Raw genomic sequence first — 14514 nt, 5'->3', positions numbered from 1 at the left:
CCACGGACTGCGGCGGCTGCCGCGCCGGAGGCCGCCGCGTGAGCGCGCGGCGGCACGAGCCCACCGCCGTCGCCGGCCGTGCGTCCCGCGACCGGATCGGCCGGGCCCTCCTGCTCTCCTTCCTCCTCGCCGTCGGCTGCGATCTGGCCTTCCTCGTCCTCGGCCCGGACATCGGGCACCAGGTCGCCAAGCCCCTCCTCATGCCGCTGCTGGCGGCATACGCCATCACCCGCGGTGCGCCCCGGACGCTCGTCGCCGCGCTGCTCTTCGGCTGGGGCGGCGATGTCTTCCTGCTCGGCGACGCGGACTGGGCCTTCCTCGTCGGCATGGGGTCATTCGCTGCCGGACACGTCTGCTACCTGGTCCTCTTCGGACGTACGCGTACCTCCAGGCCGCTCGCGGCGGTCTTCGGCACCGCTCTCGTCGCCACCGTCGCGCAACTGTGGCCCGATCTCCCTGCCGCCCTGCGCATCCCGGTCGCCGGTTACTCGCTGCTGCTCACCGCCATGGCCTACCGCTCCAGCGGACTCGGCCCGGTCGCCGGCGCGGGCGGGGCGCTCTTTCTGTTCTCCGACACGCTGATCGCCACCGGTGTCGCCGAGTGGCCGCAGCCGCCGGCGCCCGACTTCTGGATCATGCTCACCTACTGCGCGGCGCAGCTGCTGCTGGCCACCGGCGTGCTGCTGCGGGTTCCACAGGCGTACCGTGAGAGTCCTGTATTCGTATGACACTCATCTGATCAGCAAGGAATTGCCGCATGCGCGCCACCGTCATCCACGCCCCGCACGACATCCGCGTGGAGGAGGTGCCCGATCCGGTGATCCAGCAGCCCACCGACGTGGTCCTGCGTGTCCTGCGCGCCTGCATCTGCGGCAGTGACCTGTGGGCGTACCGCGGTGAGTCCGCGCGCCTGCCGGGGCAGCGCATCGGGCACGAGTTCCTCGGCGTGGTCGAGGAGGCCGGTTCCGCGGTCAGCGGCTTCACGCCCGGCGACCTCGTCGTCGCCCCGTTCGTCTGGTCCGACGGCACCTGTGACTTCTGCGGCGAGGGCCTGCACACGTCCTGCCCGCAGGGCGGCTTCTGGGGCTCGGTCGGCTCCGACGGCGGGCAGGGCGAGGCCGTGCGCGTGCCCTTCGCCGAGGGCACCCTGGTCAAACTCCCGGCCGAAGCCGCCTCCGACGACCGGCTGCTGACCGCGCTGCTCGCGCTCTCCGACGTCATGGGCACCGGACACCACGCCGCCGTCGGCGCCGGGGTGCGGGCCGGCTCCACGGTCGCGGTCGTCGGCGACGGCGCGGTCGGGCTGTGCGGCGTGCTGGCCGCCAAGCGGCTCGGCGCCGAGCGGATCATCGCCCTCGGCCGCCACCAGGTGCGTACCGACATCGCGAAGATCTTCGGCGCCACCGATGTCGTCGCGGAGCGCGGCGAAGCGGCCGTCGCGGCCGTCCGCGAGCTGACCGGCGGTCAGGGCGCGCACGCCGTGATCGAGGCCGTCGGCACCGAGCAGTCGATGCGTACGGCTGCCGGGATCACCCGCGACGGCGGCGCGATCGGCTACGTGGGCGTGCCCCACGGCAGCGGTACCGGCCTGGACCTCGGCGTGATGTTCGACCGGAACATCGCCCTGCGCGGGGGCGTCGCGCCCGTCCGCGCCTACATCCCCGAGCTGCTGCCCGACATTCTGGACGGCACGATCGACCCGTCACCCGTCTTCGACCTGTCGGTCGGCCTCGACGGCGTTCCGGCCGGCTACAAGGCGATGGACGAGCGCACCGCGCTCAAGGTCATCATCAAGCCGTGACCGGGGCCTGACCCGGACCGCCGGACCGCCGGATCAGGCCGCCGCGCTCTCCGCGGCCGTGGCCCGCGGCTCGGGGACGCGGCGCGGCCTGATCTCGCGCGGCAGCTCGGAGTGCTCGTCGCGGCGCGGGGCCCAGCCCCTGCGCCACAGGCGTCCGAAGGACGTGACCGGCGCCCACGGCGCGGTACTTGCGCGGCGGCGTCCCACAGGTCGACGGCGGCCCGGCGTTGTTCTCGCCGTTGCGGCGCGGTGCCCCGCGCGTCCGGTCCGCCACCGCCTGCTCCGCGCGCCGAAGGTGGAAGACCGCGTCGCCCTCGTGCCGGAGCCCGGGCCACGGCAGAACCAGCGGCCGGGCCCGCGGCTCAGCGCCACCCGGGCGGGTCGGCCCCCCAGAAGCCGGGTGGGCGCGACCAGTTGGTGGGGCCGCCGGCGAAGGAGACCGGCGCCACAGCGTGCCGCAGCCGGCCCATGGGGCTGTCCGTCTCCGTGAGCCACCGTTCGGGGTCGTACACACCGCCGTCCTCGGCCTCCTCGGCCGGATCCTTCCTGAGCCGGTTCGTCAGCCAGGCAGCCGTCTGGGTGAGGGAGAGCCGGACCAGCCTGGCCCTGCCCTCGTCGTGCTGTTCGGTGAGCGCGCGCAGCACGCCGGCCGCCAGCAGGTATCCGGTGCCGTGGTCCAGCGCCTGGGCGGGCAGCGCGCCGGGCTGTCCCTGATCGCCCTCGATCGCCGCGATACCGGTCGCCACCTGCACCAGACTGTCGAAGCCGCGCCGTTCGGCCCACGGCCCGTACCGGCCCCACGCGGAGAGCTGCGCGATCACCAGCCCCGGGTTGCGTGCGGCGAGCGCTGCGGGTGCCATTCCGCGGAACCGGTCCAGTGCACCGGGACGGTAGCCCAGCACCACCACATCGGCGCTCTCCAGCAGTTCCTCGAAGATCCGCCGGTCGCGAACCCTGTCGCCCAGGTCCAGCAGGGTCGAACGCTTCCCCATCCCCGTGTCGTTGTGCGCCTCCTGGCTCTCCGGCAGGCGGGGGGAGTCGATCCGCAGCACATCCGCGCCGAGCAGCGCGAGAGTGCGGGTGGCGATCGGTCCGGCGAGTACCCGGGTGAGATCCAGGACCCGTAGCCCGGCGGCCGGAAGCAGAGTCCCGCCCGTCAACTCCGGCAGGATGCGCGGTGGTTGCTCGTCGCGCTCATGGACCGGCGCGAGGGTCAGCAGCGGGTGCGCGGCGGCCCGCGATCCCTGGTCGTGCGCCGCCCACTCTTCGGGCGTACGGGCGGCGACGGCGAGACCGCCGGCCGCGTACACGGTCTCCTCGACCTCCAGGGCCCGGCGCCCCCCGATTCCCGCGGCGACGGCCTCCACATCCGCGTCGCCGGGCAGCCCGAGTGCGGACAGCAGCCGGGCCCGGTGATGCGGGTAGTTGGCGTGCGTACGGACCCAGCCGTCCTCCGCCCGCCAGAAGCGGGACAGCGGGGCGAAGGTCGTAGGCGCCACGCTGTCGACCCGTACCAGCCGGTCGCTGTGGAACGCTGCGGTCACCGCCCCGTCGTCGACCCGGACGGCCGGGACCGGACCACCGGTGCGGCGCGCGGCGAGTTCGGCGGCGGCCAGTGCGCAGACCGCCACGCAGGAGCGGGCCAGCTCCATGACGGGCAGCCGGGCGGGCAGTCCGCCCGTGCCTTCGTAGCTGACGCGGCCGAGGAGCGCGGGATCGCCGCCGAGCGCCGCCCACGCGTGTGCCGTGCCGCTCGAAGACCTGTCGCCCGAAGACGTACCGCTCATGGATGTGTGAGCCATGCACGCACTATGGCACCGAGTGCCACCCGAGTGCCATGGAAACCCGCGGCCACGCGAAGGGGCCGGACGCGGAACTCCGCGTCCGGCCCCCGGGAAGCACCGTTACCGGCGAACCGCGTCCAGGGCGTCGGCGACACCCGTTCCGTAGAAGCTGTTGTCGCGCCTGCCGCCCTCGCACACCGCGTCGACCGTGCCGTCGCCGTTGATGTCGTACGGGTTGGTGCAGGCCGTGTCGTCGGCCTGCGCGTAGAGCAGCGCCTTCACCTGCGCCGCCGAAGCGTGCGGGTGGGTCGACTTGATCAGTGCGACCACGCCCGCGACATGCGGCGAGGCCATCGACGTACCGGCCTTGTAGCCGTACTTGCCGCCCGGCAGCGTGGACAGGATCCGGCCGTCGACGGCCGGCGCGTCCGGCTTCTGGAAGACGGTCGAGTCACCGCCCGGGGCGGAGATGTCGATGACGCCGAGACCGTAGTTGGAGTACGAGGACTTCAGGTTCTTCGCACCCAGCGCGGAGACGGTGACGACCCCGGGAATCTGGGTGGGAATGTCCAGGCACTCACGGGGGTTGATGACCCGCTCGACGGGGGTGGTGTCGTTCGGGCTCGTCGTGTCCGTGATCTCGTCGGCGGCCAGGTCCATCCTGGAGTTGCCGGCCGCGGCGACATTCACCGTGCCCTTGCGCTCCGCGTACCGGATGGCCCGGGCGTGAGCCTCGACGAGAGCGCCCTGGTCGGGGTCGTTCTTGCAGTTGAACAGCCACGGGTCGGTGTAGTAGCTGTTGTTGGTCACATCGACGCCGTGCTCGGCGGCCCAGACGAAGCCGCAGACGACCGCTTCGGTGTAGAAGAAGCCGTCCGTGGTCGCCACCTTGATGCCGGCGACCCTGACGCCCGGTGCGACACCGGTGACGCCGATACCGTTCTTGGCCGCGGCGATCGTGCCCGCGACATGCGTGCCGTGGTCGCTCTCGTTGGCGGCCGGCCGCCAGGAGCCGGGCGTGGTGTCCGGCTTGCCGCTCACGCAGTTGGCCGACGCGCCGGCGTTGAAGTTGGGCGCGAGGTCGGGGTGCGTGTCGTCGACACCCGTGTCGATGACCGCGACCGTGACCTTCTTGCTGCCCAGCGTCTTCTGGTGTGCCTTGTCCGCCTTGATGGCGGGCAGGTCCCACTGGAGCGGCTCGAGCGGGTCCTGCCCCGTCGTGGCCTGCGCTGCCGCGGTCTTCGCCTCCTGGGCGGTCAGCGGGCGCTCGGAGTCGATCGCCGTGTCACTCGCGGGGGCGATCGGCGCCGTGCGCGTCGCGCCGGCCGATGCGACCCCGCGGACCGTACGGATCGTCTTGGCGAAGTCCGGGTTCTGCGAGTGAACGACGATGACGCCTATCTGGTCGTAGGCGATCACCACCGAGCCGCCGGCCTTGGCTATCGCCTTCTTGACCGACTTGGCGGTGCCGTGGCCGCCCTTGACGTTCACGACGTACGACAGCTTCGGGCCGTCGGTCACCACCGCGGCGGGAACCTCGTCCGCGGGAGCGGCCGAGGCTGCTCCCGCCGGAAGGAAGCCGAGCGAGGCGGTGAGCGCCAGACCTGCAGGCAGGGCGAGTGCGCGCCGCCGTCTGGATCCCAGATGAGCCATGGGTTCTCCACATCATCCGTGAAAACCGCCCAGGCATACGCGAATGGGCGGGTACATGACCAGTGAAGCTATCGCTGATCATGCGGACCCATCAATGAGTTCGAAAAGAAACCAGGAAGAAGCCCGGAAGAAAGTGGCCGGAGTTGAACCGGTTCGCAGCGCTCTCCGTGCCGTTGTCAGGGGATGGAGCACCATCCAACCGTCCCCGACCGTGAGGTTTTGCTGTGACCGTCCCCAAGTCCTTCCCCACCGCACCCGCGTCGCGAGGAGATTCCGTGGCTACCGATGCACTGCCGCCCCCGGGCGGTACGGACACCAGCCCCGCTCAGCCCACGACAGAGTCGTTCGTCGAGGTGCAGGAGAGTGCGGAATTCGGCGAACTGCGCCGCACATACCGCTCCTTCGCCTTCCCCCTGACCGTCGCCTTCATCGCCTGGTATCTGCTGTACGTCCTGCTGTCCAACTACGCCGGCGGCTTCATGGGCACGAAGCTCTTCGGCAACATCAACGTCGCCCTCGTCTTCGGACTCGCCCAGTTCGCCACCACCTTCCTCATCGCCTGGCTCTACTCGCGTCACGCTGCCGCGAACCTCGACCCGAAGGCCGACGCGATCAAGTCCCGTATGGAGGCCGACGCATGAGCGCCGCGTACGCCGCGAATCCCACGGTCCGGCTCGCCGCCGAAGGGGCGAGCGAGCACCGGCCGCTGATCATCACGCTTTTCGCGTGTTTCGTCGTCGCGACCCTCGTCATCACGGTGTGGGCCGGCCGGCAGACCAAGAACGCCGCCGACTTCTATGCCGGCGGCCGTCAGTTCACCGGATTCCAGAACGGCCTCGCCGTCTCCGGCGACTACATGTCCGCCGCGTCCTTCCTCGGTATCGCCGGCGCCATCGCGCTCTTCGGCTACGACGGCTTCCTGTACTCGATCGGCTTCCTGGTCGCCTGGCTGGTCGCGCTGCTGCTGGTCGCCGAACCGCTGCGCAACTCCGGCCGCTACACGATGGGCGACGTCCTCGCCTACCGGATGCGCCAGCGCCCTGTCCGTACCGCCGCCGGCACCTCCACCATCGTCGTCTCGATCTTCTATCTGCTGGCGCAGATGGCGGGCGCGGGCGTGCTGGTCTCGCTGCTGCTCGGCATCACCAGCGACGCGGGCAAGATCGCTATCGTCGCGCTGGTCGGCGTTCTGATGATCGTGTACGTGACCATCGGCGGGATGAAGGGCACCACCTGGGTGCAGATGGTCAAGGCCGTCCTGCTCATCGCGGGCACCGTGCTCATCACCTTCCTGATCCTGCTGAAGTTCAACTTCAACCTCTCGGACCTGCTCGGCTCCGCGGCGAAGAACAGCGGCAAGGGATCGGCGTTCCTGGAGCCCGGTCTCAAGTACGGCGCCACCAGCATCTCGAAGCTGGACTTCATCTCGCTCGGCATCGCGCTGGTCCTCGGCACCGCGGGCCTGCCGCACATCCTGATCCGGTTCTACACAGTGCCGACCGCCAAGGCTGCCCGCAAGTCCGTGAACTGGGCCATCGGCATCATCGGTGCCTTCTACCTGATGACGATCGTGCTCGGCTTCGGCGCGGCCGCGCTGCTCAAGCCCGGCGACATCATCGCCTCGAACAAGGCGGGCAATACCGCGGCCCCCCTGGCGGCGCTGGAGATCGGCGGCGGATCGGGCTCCACCGGAGGCTCGATTCTGCTGGCGGTCATCTCTGCGGTCGCCTTCGCCACCATCCTCGCGGTGGTCGCGGGCCTCACCCTGGCGTCCTCGTCGTCGTTCGCGCACGACATCTACGCGAACGTCATCCGCAAGGGCCGGGCCACCGAGAAGGAAGAGGTCCGCGCCGCCCGCTGGGCGACGGTCGCCATCGGCATCGTCTCCATCGCGCTCGGGGCGCTCGCCCGTGATCTGAACGTCGCCGGCCTGGTGGCCCTCGCCTTCGCGGTCGCCGCGTCGGCGAATCTCCCGACGATCCTCTACAGCCTGTTCTGGAAGAGGTTCACCACGAAGGGCGCCCTGTGGTCCATCTACGGCGGCCTGACCGCGTCGGTGGTACTGGTGCTCTTCTCACCGGTCGTCTCCGGCAAGCCCACCTCGATGTTCAAGGAAGCGGACTTCTACTGGTTCCCGCTGGAGAACCCGGGCATCGTCTCGATCCCGCTGGGCTTCCTGCTCGGCTGGCTCGGCTCCCTCCTGTCGAAGGAAGAGCCCGACAAGGGCAAGTACGCGGAGCTCGAGGTCAAGTCCCTCACCGGGATCGGAGCACACTGACCCGAGAGCTTGGTACCGAGTGCCCGGCACGGCCGCGTCGTAGGGTCCTACGACGCGGCCGTGCCGCTCCTCGTGACAATCGGGCCCCGGAGTTGTCGGAGCGCTGGCGTAGTCTCGGAGTCAATAAGATCCGTCAAGCGGGGAGGGGGCCCACAGTGCTCATCGACACATTTGGCCGTGTGGCCACTGACCTGCGGGTTTCACTGACCGACCGGTGCAATCTGCGGTGTACGTACTGCATGCCGGAAGAGGGTCTGCAGTGGCTCGCCAAGCCGGATCTGCTCACTGACGACGAGATCGTCCGGCTGATCCGTATCGCCGTCACCGATCTCGGGATCACCGAGGTCCGCTTCACCGGCGGGGAGCCGCTGCTGCGCCCCGGCCTGGTCGGCATAGTCGAGCGGTGCGCCGCTCTCGAGCCCCGGCCCAAGATGTCACTGACCACCAATGGCATCGGACTCAAGCGCACGGCGGCCGCGCTCAAGGCCGCCGGTCTCGACCGGGTCAATGTCTCGCTCGACACCCTGCGGCCCGACGTCTTCAAGACGCTCACCCGCCGCGACCGCCACCGCGATGTGCTGGACGGCCTGGAGGCGGCCCGCGCCGCCGGCCTCACTCCCGTCAAGGTCAACACGGTCCTGATGCCGGGTCTCAACGACGACGAAGCCCCCGAGCTGCTCGCCTGGGCCGTGGCGAACGACTACGAGCTGCGCTTCATCGAGCAGATGCCGCTCGACGCGCAGCACGGCTGGAAGCGCGACGGCATGATCACCGCAGGGGACATCCTGGAGTCTTTGCGTACGCGCTTCACGCTGACCGCGGAGGGCGACGAGGAGCGCGGCTCCGCGCCCGCCGAGCGCTGGACGGTGGACGGTGGACCGCACCGGGTCGGCGTCATCGCCTCCGTCACCCGCCCGTTCTGCCAGGCCTGCGACCGCACCCGCCTCACCGCGGACGGACAGGTGCGGACCTGCCTGTTCGCCCGCGAGGAGACGGACCTGCGCGCCGCGCTCCGCTCGGACGCACCCGACGAGGAGGTCGCGCGTCTCTGGAAGCTGGCGATGTGGGGCAAGAAGGCGGGATCAGGCCTTGACGACCCGTCGTTCCTGCAGCCCGACCGGCCGATGTCAGCGATCGGCGGCTGAGCCGGCGGAGCCGCGTTGCCACTCCTCGAGCGTCACCACATCCTTGAGAAAGCCACGCAGGCCAAGGAAGTGGGAGAGATGCTCACGGTGCTCGTCGCAGGCGAGCCAGGTCTTGCGGCGCTCGGGAGTGTGCAGCTTCGGGTTGTTCCACGCCAGCACCCAGACGGCGTCGGTGCGGCAGCCCTTGGCGGAGCAGATCGGGGTTTCGTCACTCACGATGTTCATCCCAAACAAGGCGACGCCGAGCAGCCACGGGGGGAGCTGCCCGGCGTCGGTCCGTCGCTCCGACGGGGGATGCGGAGCGCCTACGAAGTATGTCACGGGGAACGGGGTGCGGTGCACCGGAACTTCATGATTGATCTGAGCTTTTCTTGAGCTTCGCAAGGCCGGGAAATCAGCTCTCCCCGCGCTCCTGGCGGTTCCGCTCAGAGGCTCCGGCTTCCGGCTCGCCCTCCGCCGCGGCGGCTGTCGGCGCGGGTTCCGGGACAGGCTCGATCATCGGCCGGGAAGGGGTCGGAACGAAGGTCGACGGCAGCGAAGGCGCGTTCTCCCGGCCCGCGTTGGCGATCACCACAGCAATGTATGGAAGAACCCCACCAAGCACCAGGGCCACGATCGCCACATGACGTTCGACGTTCCACAGGACGGCGGCAAGGATCACCGCCAGGGTCCGCACCGACATCGAAATCACATAGCGGCGCTGCCGGCCACGGACATCGTCCGCGAGCCCCTGCCGGGCTCCCGTGATCCGGAAGACCTCCGTACCGCCATGCTTCCGCATCAGGTTTCACCACCGATTTCCACGCCGGACGCTCCCAGGTCCTGACGCCTTCCACCGTACGCCGCGCCTCCGACAGCTACGAGAGCGGGGGAGGCCCCACCTGCGTGTCCCGACTGCGCCGTACCGCGTATGGCGCCGTCCGACATGCGCTGTATGACGGACAGGCCGAGACTGACGGCGTAACTGCTCATGCGGAGTACGTACGAGGAGGCAGCCATGGGCTGGTTGTGGGCGATCATCGTGGGCTTCGTACTGGGCCTGATCGCGAAAGCGATCCTTCCGGGCAAGCAGCACATGCCCCTGTGGCTGGCCACTATTTGCGGCATCATCGGTGCCGCGCTCGGCAACTGGCTCGCGGTAGGGCTCGGCATCGGCGAGACCAAGGGCATCGACTGGGGCCGGCACGGACTCCAGCTCGTGGCGGCCGTCGTCCTCGTCTTCCTCGGGGAAATGGCCTACACCTCGATGCGGGGCAGGAAGCAGAGAGTCTGAGCCGGGTACGGCGGCGGCCGGGCGAGCAACGACGCTCACCCGGCCGCCACCGGACTCTGTTCAGCTACCGCCGCCGATCAGCCGTTCCACCGGCCTGATCAGCCGGCCTTCTGCCGCGGCTGATCAGGCCGTGACCTCGACCGCAGCCAGGTTCTTCTTGCCCCGGCGCAGCACGAGCCAGCGTCCGTGCAGCAGCTCCTCCTTCGCCGGTACGGCGTCCTCGGCGGCGACCTTCACGTTGTTCACGTAGGCTCCGCCCTCCTTCACCGTGCGGCGTGCGGCCGACTTGCTCGGCGCGAGACCGACCTCCGCGAGCAGATCCACCACCAGGCCCAGCTCGGTGACCCGCGCGTGCGGCAGCTCGGAAAGCGCCGCCCGCAGCGTCGGCTCGTCCAGCTCGGTCAGCTCGCCCTGCCCGAAGAGCGCCTTCGACGCATTGACCACCGCCGCGCACTGGTCCGCGCCGTGCACCAGCGTGGTCAGCTCCTCGGCCAGGGCCCGCTGAGCGGCCCGCGCCTGCGGCCGTTCCTCGGTCAGCTTCTCCAGCTCCTCGATCTCCTCGCGGGACTTGAAGCTGAAGATCCGCAGGAACTTGGAGACGTCCCGGTCGTCCGCGTTCAGCCAGAACTGGTAGAAGGCGTACGGCGTGGTCCGCTCCGGGTCGAGCCAGACCGTGCCGGACTCCGTCTTGCCGAACTTCGTGCCGTCGGCCTTGGTGATCAGCGGTGTGGCCAGGGCGTGCACCTCGGCCTCGGGCTCGACACGGTGGATCAGGTCGGTGCCCGCGGTGAGGTTGCCCCACTGGTCGCTGCCGCCGGTCTGCAGGGTGCAGCCGTACCGCCGGTACAGCTCCAGGAAGTCCATGCCCTGCAGGATCTGGTAGCTGAACTCGGTGTAACTGATACCGGTGTCGGAGTTCAGCCGCCGGGCGACCGCCTCCTTCGCGATCATCTTGTTGACCCGGAAGTACTTGCCGATGTCGCGCAGGAAGTCGATCGCCGAAAGACCCGACGTCCAGTCCAGGTTGTTGACCATGGTCGCGGCGTACGGACCGTCGAAGTCGAGGAACCGCTCGATCTGGCCGCGCAGCCGCTCCACCCAGGCCGCGACGACCTCCGGCGCGTTCAGCGTGCGCTCCGAGTTCGGCTTCGGGTCACCGATGAGACCGGTGGCACCGCCGACCAGGCCCAGCGGGCGGTTCCCCGCCTGCTGGATCCGGCGCATGGTGAGGATCTGGACCAGGTTGCCGAGGTGCAGGCTGGGCGCGGTCGGGTCGAAGCCGCAATAGAACGTGACGGGACCGTCCGCGAACGCCTTGCGCAATGCGTCCTCGTCAGTGGAGAGGGCGATCAGCCCTCGCCACTGCAGTTCCTCGACGATGTCCGTCACGGGTCTCGCGTCTCCTTCGGTGTGCTTACAGACTCCTCCGAGGTTATACGCCCTGGCTGACCGAACTCATATTGAAATCGGGCACCCGGAGCGCGGGCATCGCGGCCCGGGTGAACCAGTCGCCCCACTCGCGCGGCAGCGTCTTCTCGGTGCGGCCGGCCTCGGTGGCCCGCGACAGCAGGTCGACCGGCGACTCGTTGAAGCGGAAGTTGTTGACCTCGCCGACGACCTCGCCGTTCTCCACGAGATAGACACCGTCCCGGGTGAGACCGGTCAGCAGCAGCGTCGCCGGGTCGACCTCGCGGATGTACCAGAGGCAGGTCAGCAGCAGTCCGCGGGCCGTCGCGGACACCATCTCCTCCAGCGAACGTTCACCGCCGCCGTCCAGGATCAGATTTCCGGCGCCGGGCGCGACCGGCAGGCCCGTCAGCGCGGCGCTGTGCCGGGTGGCGACCAGGTGCTCCAGCTTTCCGCCGCGTACCCAGTCGGTCGCCGACAGCGGCAGGCCGTTGTCGAAGACCGAGGCGTCGTCGCCGGAGGAGTGGGCGATCACGAAGGGCGCGGACTCCAGGCCCGGCTCGTTCGGATCGCTGCGCAGGGTGAGCGGGAGGTCGGACAGCTTCTCGCCGACGCGGGTGCCGCCGCCCGGCTTGGAGAAGACCGTGCGCCCCTCCGCCGCGTCCCGCGCCGTCGACGACCACAGCTGGTAGATCAGCAGATCGGCCACGGCGGTGGGCGGCAGCAGCGTCTCGTACCGCCCGGCGGGCAGCTCGATACGGCGCTGAGCCCAGCCGAGCCGCTGCGCGAGCTCCGCGTCCAGCTGGGCCGGGTCCACGTCCTTGAAGTCCCGGGTCGAACGGCCCGCCCAGGCGGAACGCGAGCGGTCCGGGGACTTGGCGTTGAGCTCCAGCGTCCCGTTCGGCTGGTCGTGCCGCAGCCGCAGCCCGGTCGACGTACCGAGGTAGGTGGAGGTCAGCTCATGGTTGGCGAAGCCGTAGAGCTCACGCTCACCGGCCCTGGCGCGGGCGAAGGCCTCACCCAGCGCGGGCGCGAAGTCCGCGAAGACGGCCGAGGACGTCTCGACGGGCGCGTCCGTGAAGTCCGGGGCGGCCGGGACCCCTTCGACCAGAGGCTGGGCGTCCTCGGCGGGCCCGGCCGTGCGGGCGGCTGCCTCCGCGGCCCGTACCAGCGGCTCGAGATCCTCGGCGGTGACGGCGGACCGCGACACGACACCGGACGCGGTGCCCTCGGCGCCGTCGACGGTCGCGATGACGGTGAGGGTGCGGCCGCGGGTCACACCGTTGGTGGTCAGGGCGTTGCGGGCCCAGCGCAGATTGGCGGAGGAGTGCTCGTCGGCGATGACGACACAGCTGTCGGCGGTGGACAGCTCCAGCGCCCGCTCGACCGTCTCGTGCGGCTTGCTGTTGCGGCTCATCGGCCGGCCTCCTGCGTGGTGTTGACACTGCACGGCGTACGGCGCGCGCTCATCGGCCCGCCTCCAGCGTCGTGTTGAGGATGTTGACGCCGCGGAACAACGCGGAAGGACAGCCGTGGGAGACCGCCGCGACCTGGCCCGGCTGGGCCTTTCCGCAGTTGAAGGCGCCGCCCAGGACGTATGTCTGCGGGCCGCCCACCTTCTCCATCGAGCCCCAGAAGTCGGTCGTCGTGGCCTGGTACGCGACATCGCGCAGCTGACCGGCCAGCTTGCCGTTCTCGATACGGAAGAAGCGCTGCCCGGTGAACTGGAAGTTGTAGCGCTGCATATCGATCGACCACGAGCGGTCGCCGACCACATAGATGCCGCGCTCCACCCCGCCGATCAGATCCTCCGTCGACAGGCCGCCCGGGTCCGGCCGCAGTGACACGTTCGCCATCCGCTGCACCGGCACGTGCCCCGGGGAGTCCGCGTAGGCGCAGCCGTTGGACCGGCCCAGACCCGTCAGCTTCGCGATCCGCCGGTCCAGCTGGTAGCCCACCAGAGTGCCGTCCTTGACGAGGTCCCAGGACTGCGCCTCGACGCCCTCGTCGTCGAAGCCCACCGTGGCGAGACCGTGCTCGGCGGTCCGGTCGCCCGTCACATTCATCACCGAGGAGCCGTACGCCAGCTTCCCGAGCTTGTCGAAGGTGGCGAAGGAGGTCCCCGCGTACGCCGCCTCGTACCCCAGCGCCCGGTCCAGCTCCGTGGCATGGCCGATCGACTCATGGATGGTCAGCCACAGATTCGACGGGTCGACCACCAGGTCGTACCGCCCGGCCTCCACGCTCGGCGCGCGCATCTTCTCGGCCAGCAGCACCGGGATCTGCTCCAGCTCGGACGCCCAGTCCCAGCCCGTGCCGGTCAGATACTCCCAGCCACGCCCCACCGGGGGCGCGATCGTGCGCATCGAGTCGAACTCGCCCGTCGTCTCGTCGACGGCGACAGCCGTGAGCTGCGGATGCAGCCGCACCCGCTGCTGCGTGGTGACAGTGCCCGAGGTGTCCGCATAGAACTTGTTCTCCTGGACCGTGAGCAGCGAGGCGTCCACGTGTGCGACGCCGTCCGCCCCCAGCAGCCGCCCGCTCCACTCCTCGAGCAGCGCCGTCTTCTCCGCGTCAGGCACCTCGAACGGGTTGATCTCGTACGCCGAGATCCAGGTCCGGTCCGCGTGCACGGGCTCGGGCGCCAGCTCCACCCGCTCGTCGGAGCCCGCCGCCGCGATCACCTTGGCCGAGAGCTTCGCCATCGCGACCGCCTGGCCGGCGACCCTGGCGGCCGCGTCCATCGTCATGTCGACCCCTGAGGCGAAGCCCCAGGCGCCGCCGTGGACCACCCGCACCGCGTACCCGAGGTCCGTGGTGTCCGACGATCCGGCGGGCTTGGCGTCGCGCAGCCGCCAGGCCGCACTGCGTACGCGCTCGAAGCGGAAGTCGGCATGCTCGGCGCCGAGCGCACGCGCCCGGGCGAGTGCCGCGTCGGCGAGTGCCCGCAGCGGCAGCGCTGTGAAGGCTTCGTCGATGGAATGAGGCACGAATGTCTCCTGTCGTCGAGACGGGTCGACCCGATCATGTCGCGCCGGAGGGGTCGTTGCCCAGCCGCCCGCCCATGCCGTGGGGCGACGCCTTTCTGTAGGGACCCGACAGGGACTGCAGGACGGCGCTGTCAGGGCCCGATTCTCCGTAAGGCGGGCGGGACCGATAGGTTTTCGAGGTAC

Annotated in this window: 14 protein-coding genes; 6 read left to right on the top strand and 8 right to left on the bottom strand. The window is 70.1% G+C overall.

Translation table 11 applies throughout. The features are described 5' to 3' along the window. The first annotated feature begins 38 nt into the window (after positions 1–38). Positions 39–728 (top strand): lysoplasmalogenase, encoded by a 690-nt coding sequence (locus ACWDZ6_RS31190; RefSeq protein ID WP_451505499.1) that lies wholly within the window; start codon positions 39–41, stop codon positions 726–728. 29 nt (positions 729–757) lie between these two features. Further along, complete coding sequence (locus ACWDZ6_RS31185; RefSeq protein ID WP_451505498.1) at positions 758–1801, top strand: zinc-dependent alcohol dehydrogenase family protein; 1044 nt, start codon at positions 758–760, stop codon at positions 1799–1801. A gap of 33 nt (positions 1802–1834) precedes the next feature. Here the strand turns inward: ACWDZ6_RS31185 and ACWDZ6_RS31180 are convergent, their stop codons facing one another. From ACWDZ6_RS31180 to ACWDZ6_RS31170, 3 genes are all read right to left on the bottom strand, one after another. Then, entirely contained in the window at positions 1835–2008 is a 174-nt protein-coding gene (locus ACWDZ6_RS31180) for a hypothetical protein (protein ID WP_451505497.1), read from the bottom strand. A gap of 155 nt (positions 2009–2163) precedes the next feature. Further along, positions 2164–3603: a CoA transferase gene (locus ACWDZ6_RS31175; RefSeq protein WP_451505496.1), complete on the bottom strand. Its 1440-nt coding sequence runs from the start codon at positions 3601–3603 to the stop codon at positions 2164–2166. A gap of 102 nt (positions 3604–3705) precedes the next feature. Beyond that, a complete protein-coding gene (locus ACWDZ6_RS31170) occupies positions 3706–5238 on the bottom strand; it encodes a S8 family peptidase (protein WP_451505495.1) in 1533 nt (510 codons plus the stop codon). Between the two features lie 275 nt (positions 5239–5513). Here ACWDZ6_RS31170 and ACWDZ6_RS31165 point away from each other — a divergent pair, with 275 nt between their 5' ends. The 3 genes from ACWDZ6_RS31165 to moaA all read left to right on the top strand — a co-directional run bounded on the left by ACWDZ6_RS31165 (position 5514) and on the right by moaA (position 8661). Next, the gene (locus ACWDZ6_RS31165; RefSeq protein ID WP_366733391.1) at positions 5514–5879 is read left to right on the top strand and encodes a DUF485 domain-containing protein; all 366 of its coding nucleotides are present in this window, start codon (positions 5514–5516) and stop codon (positions 5877–5879) included. Beyond that, complete coding sequence (locus ACWDZ6_RS31160; protein ID WP_389184854.1) at positions 5876–7516, top strand: solute symporter family protein; 1641 nt, start codon at positions 5876–5878, stop codon at positions 7514–7516. The genes ACWDZ6_RS31165 and ACWDZ6_RS31160 overlap by 4 nt, the downstream gene beginning before the upstream one ends. A gap of 155 nt (positions 7517–7671) precedes the next feature. Next, complete coding sequence (gene moaA, locus ACWDZ6_RS31155; protein ID WP_351452427.1) at positions 7672–8661, top strand: GTP 3',8-cyclase MoaA; 990 nt, start codon at positions 7672–7674, stop codon at positions 8659–8661. Here the strand turns inward: moaA and ACWDZ6_RS31150 are convergent. Both ACWDZ6_RS31150 and ACWDZ6_RS31145 read right to left on the bottom strand, forming a co-directional pair. Continuing rightward, positions 8644–8886 carry a hypothetical protein gene (locus tag ACWDZ6_RS31150; protein WP_451505494.1) on the bottom strand — a complete coding sequence of 81 codons (243 nt, stop codon included), beginning with the start codon at positions 8884–8886 and terminating at the stop codon, positions 8644–8646. The two genes, moaA and ACWDZ6_RS31150, sit on opposite strands and share 18 nt — an antisense overlap. A 169-nt stretch (positions 8887–9055) precedes the next feature. After that, on the bottom strand, positions 9056–9442 hold the full coding sequence (locus tag ACWDZ6_RS31145) for a DUF3099 domain-containing protein (RefSeq protein WP_351452422.1): 387 nt from the start codon (positions 9440–9442) through the stop codon (positions 9056–9058). A 216-nt stretch (positions 9443–9658) separates the two neighbouring features. On the opposite strand from ACWDZ6_RS31145, the gene ACWDZ6_RS31140 reads away from it, so the two are divergent. Continuing rightward, positions 9659–9934 (top strand): GlsB/YeaQ/YmgE family stress response membrane protein, encoded by a 276-nt coding sequence (locus tag ACWDZ6_RS31140; RefSeq protein WP_351452419.1) that lies wholly within the window; start codon positions 9659–9661, stop codon positions 9932–9934. 123 nt (positions 9935–10057) lie between these two features. Here the strand turns inward: ACWDZ6_RS31140 and tyrS are convergent, their stop codons facing one another. Genes tyrS through ACWDZ6_RS31125 form a run of 3 tightly spaced genes read right to left on the bottom strand, consistent with a single transcriptional unit; the run spans position 10058 to position 14331 of the window. Further along, a complete protein-coding gene (tyrS, locus tag ACWDZ6_RS31135; RefSeq protein ID WP_351452416.1) occupies positions 10058–11323 on the bottom strand; it encodes a tyrosine--tRNA ligase in 1266 nt (421 codons plus the stop codon). 43 nt (positions 11324–11366) lie between these two features. Beyond that, positions 11367–12758 (bottom strand): metallopeptidase TldD-related protein, encoded by a 1392-nt coding sequence (locus ACWDZ6_RS31130; protein WP_451505493.1) that lies wholly within the window; start codon positions 12756–12758, stop codon positions 11367–11369. A 49-nt stretch (positions 12759–12807) separates the two neighbouring features. Further along, entirely contained in the window at positions 12808–14331 is a 1524-nt protein-coding gene (locus ACWDZ6_RS31125; RefSeq protein WP_451505492.1) for a TldD/PmbA family protein, read from the bottom strand. Between the last annotated feature and the right edge of the window lie 183 nt (positions 14332–14514).

Source organism: Streptomyces sp. NPDC002926, from assembly GCF_053591755.1.
Note: the sequence above shows the minus strand (reverse complement) of the source record. Positions and strands in the feature narration are given on the sequence as shown.